Source organism: Actinomadura fibrosa (genome assembly GCF_900659615.1).
GTDB classification, from domain to species: Bacteria; Actinomycetota; Actinomycetes; order Streptosporangiales; family Streptosporangiaceae; genus Spirillospora; species Spirillospora fibrosa.
In genome coordinates, this window is sequence record NZ_CAACUY010000466.1 from 1 (window position 1) to 3,250 (window position 3,250).

The following is a 3,250-nucleotide window of genomic DNA, read 5'->3' on the forward strand; positions in this document are numbered from 1 at the left end:
GGGGCCCGCCGCGCGCGACCCGGAGGCGGCGGGCCCGTCCGGCGGCGGATCCGGCCGCCGCCGCCATTGCCGCACGATTGACATGCGCTCTTTGTGCAGTAACACCGATGCCCTGTCAGTCCGCGGATGGGGATGTGAGCGCGTGCTCGCTCTTCGTGCATTCCGCGGTCCCGATCCCCTGGACCGACCGTTACACATGGTTACGGACCCGGTCGGGGCGGCCCGGCGTCCAGCCAGGTGGCCGCGCACACGGATACCGATCGGCCTGCTTTTCGGACGCGGTATTGCGGTTGCGTTATGGCCGCCCGCCAACGGGGATTGTGACCGATTCCCCGGGCCCGCCGCATGCCGAAGGGAGGTGACTAAGTATGCAGAAGTGGTTTTTCCGGGCACTCGGCCGCTTCGTAGACTTCTCCGCAGGACGAGGGTGTGTGAACAAGGGGGAGCATGGTGGGGGTTCAACTTCACGGGTTCGTTGAGGCGCGGCTTTAATGGAGGCCGCAGCCGATCACCCGATGCAGTTTCCGGAGTCACCGGAATTCGTGCAGCGGTTCTGCGATGTGGTCCTGGCGTCACTGACCCGCCGTGACCAGCGAAAATGGGGCAGCCGCTATGTGCGCGGCCTGCTGTCCACCGAAGGCCGCAAGTCGATGCGGCGGATCGCCGGCGATGGCGGATCCACCGTCGAGCAGAGCCTTCAGCAGTTCATCAGCAAGTCCCCGTGGGATTGGCGTCCGGTACGCAGGGCGCTGGCCGAGCATATGAGCAAGAAGATCAGCCCGCTGGTCATGGTGGTCAATCCGCTGGTCATTCCCAAGGCCGGTGATCACTCGGTGGGCGTGAACCGGCAGTTCGTCGCCCAGCTGGGCCGGGTGGCGAACTGCCAGACGGGGGTCGGGATCTGGCTGGCCGGATCCCAGGGGAGCTGCCCGATCGACTGGCACCTCACCCTGTCGCCCCGCTGGATCGGCGACCGGCGGCGGCGCGAGCGCGCGGAGATCCCGCACGAGGTCGGCGGCGCGGCCCAGTGGGAGGTCATCGCCGAGGCCGTCGCCGAGATCCGCGACGAGTGGGACGTCCGGCGCGTCCCGGTCCTCGTGCGGGAGCCCTGCGCCGAGATGATCCATGCCCTCTCCAGGCGCGGGATCTCCTTCATCGCGTCGGTGGACGAGTCCTTCCGCGTGATCGCCGGCGGTCCGCCCGGCCAGGGGCAGCGGCAGGAGACGACCGTCCGGCTGCTGACGACGCGGGGCGACCGGCGGTGGCGGCCCGTGTCGACGTTCGACCACCGCACCAGCACCACCCGCGCCTCGCTCGGGGTGGCGCACGCCGTCCGGCTGCCGAACGCCGAGCCGGGACGGGAGCACGGCGTGCCGCCGGGCGCCCCGATGGTGCTCTTCGGGCTGTACGACCGGACGACCGGATCCGACCGGCAGTTCTGGTTGTCCAATGTCACCGACCAGCCGCTCGATGTGCTGTTGCACCGTGCCAGGTTGACGCAGCGGGTCGACATGGACGAGGAGGAGATCTGCAGAAAGGTCGGGATGATGGACTTCGAAGGGCGCATCTACCGCGGCTGGCATCACCACGCGACGCTCGTCTCGGTCGCGCACGCGATCCGGTTGATTTCCCGAATGGCAGAGGTCGACGTGGACGACTTCCGGACCAAGCGCTGGCTGCGGCACCCTCCCCTGACGGTCTGCCGGAACGAGGCGGAAACAGAGGGAACGGTCTTCGATTAGCCCGGACGCGCGAATCATCCGGCGCGATGCCGCCCCGCGCGGACGCGTGCGGCGGTCGCGCGACCTGACGAAGAACTGCCGACCGCGCGCATTCCACGGTCCGACCTGACAAAGAATTCAGCGGTGCCCGCCCGGGCCTTGCCGCCCCGCTGCGCGCGGGTCACGATTGCGCATGGCGGGCTCACCCGTCCAGCGGAGAAAGAAATGTGAAGGGAGAATTCCACGTGACGACGCCCCTGAAATTCGGTGCCTTTCTGGTGCCGCTGCACGACATCAACGAGAAGCCGACGCTGTCGCTGTGGCGCGACATGCGGCTGATCGAGCTGCTCGACGAGCTCGACTACGACGAGGCGTGGGTGGGCGAGCACCACTCGGGCGGCTGGGCCAACATCCTGGCCCCCGAACTGGTCATCGCGGCGGTCGCGGAGCGGACCCGGAGGATCAGGCTGGCGACGGGCGTCATCAGCCTCCCGTACCACAACCCGTTCATGGTGGCCTCCCGCGCGGTCCAGCTCGACCACCTGACCCGCGGCCGGTTCATCCTGGGCGTGGGCGCGGGGTCGATCCCCTCCGACCCGCACATGCTGGGCATCGAGCAGACGGAGACCCGGCCGCGCACCGCCGAGGCGCTGGAGGTGATCCAGCACCTGCTGGGAAGCGACGAGACGATCACCAGGAAGACCGACTGGTTCACCCTCCAGGACGCCCGGTTGCAGGTCGCGCCGTACTCGCCGGGGGGCATCGAGATCGCGATCTCCAGCGCGCTGTCGCCCAACAGCATGCGGACCGCCGGCCGGATGGGCCTCGGGGTCATGTCGTTCGGCTCGCCCCGGCCGGGCATCCCGCTCCCGGACCTGGGGCGGCAGTGGCGGTACGCGGAGGAGGCCGCCGCCGAGGCGGGGCGGACGGTCGACCGGGCCGACTGGCGGATCACCCAGACCGTGTACGTCGCCGAGACCCGCGAGGAGGCGTACGCCGACGTCCGCGCCGGGTTCGACCGCTGGGTGCACGGCTACTGGGAGGACATCTTCCACCTGCCGGTGGGCATCGAGGGCGTGCCGCGCGGCCAGGAGCTGGAGGCGAACATCGAGATGGGCAACATCATCGTGGGCTCGGTCGACGACGCGGTCGCCGGGATCGAGCGGCTCCAGGAGAACACCGACGGCTTCGGCGGCATGCTGCTGATGGCGCACGACTGGGCGCCCTGGGACAAGATGCGGCGCAGCTACGAGCTGTTCGCCCGGTACGTCGCCCCGCGGTTCACCGGCGCGCTGGTCCGGCCCCGGCTGTCGGCGGACTGGGTGACCGCGAACGGCCACCTCTTCGAGGCCGGCTACCAGGCCGCGATCCAGCAGGCGATGGGGCAGGCCGCCGCGACATGACGCGCCCGCCGGGCCGCGGGACCGGAACACCGGGGCGGTGACCTGGTCCCCGCGGCCCGGACGCGGCGGCCCGGACGCGGTGGCCCGGACGCGGTGGCCCGGACGCGGTGGCCCGGACGCGGTGGC

At 70.2% G+C, this 3,250-nt stretch carries 2 protein-coding genes; both read left to right on the plus strand.

The genetic code is table 11. The features are described 5' to 3' along the window. The first annotated feature begins 515 nt into the window (after nucleotides 1–515). Nucleotides 516–1,742, plus strand: a complete 1,227-nt coding sequence (locus E1300_RS48625) for an IS701 family transposase (RefSeq protein ID WP_165503343.1) — start codon at nucleotides 516–518, stop codon at nucleotides 1,740–1,742. 224 nt (nucleotides 1,743–1,966) lie between these two features. Next, nucleotides 1,967–3,124, plus strand: a complete 1,158-nt coding sequence (locus E1300_RS48630) for an LLM class flavin-dependent oxidoreductase (RefSeq protein ID WP_207400444.1) — start codon at nucleotides 1,967–1,969, stop codon at nucleotides 3,122–3,124. Nucleotides 3,125–3,250: the final 126 nt, after the last annotated feature.

What these genes read in the sequence shown, in the direction of transcription:
- E1300_RS48625 (WP_165503343.1), top strand. Translation starts at nt 516, where the DNA reads ATGCAGTTTCCGGAGTCACCGGAATTCGTGCAGCGGTTCTGCGATGTG.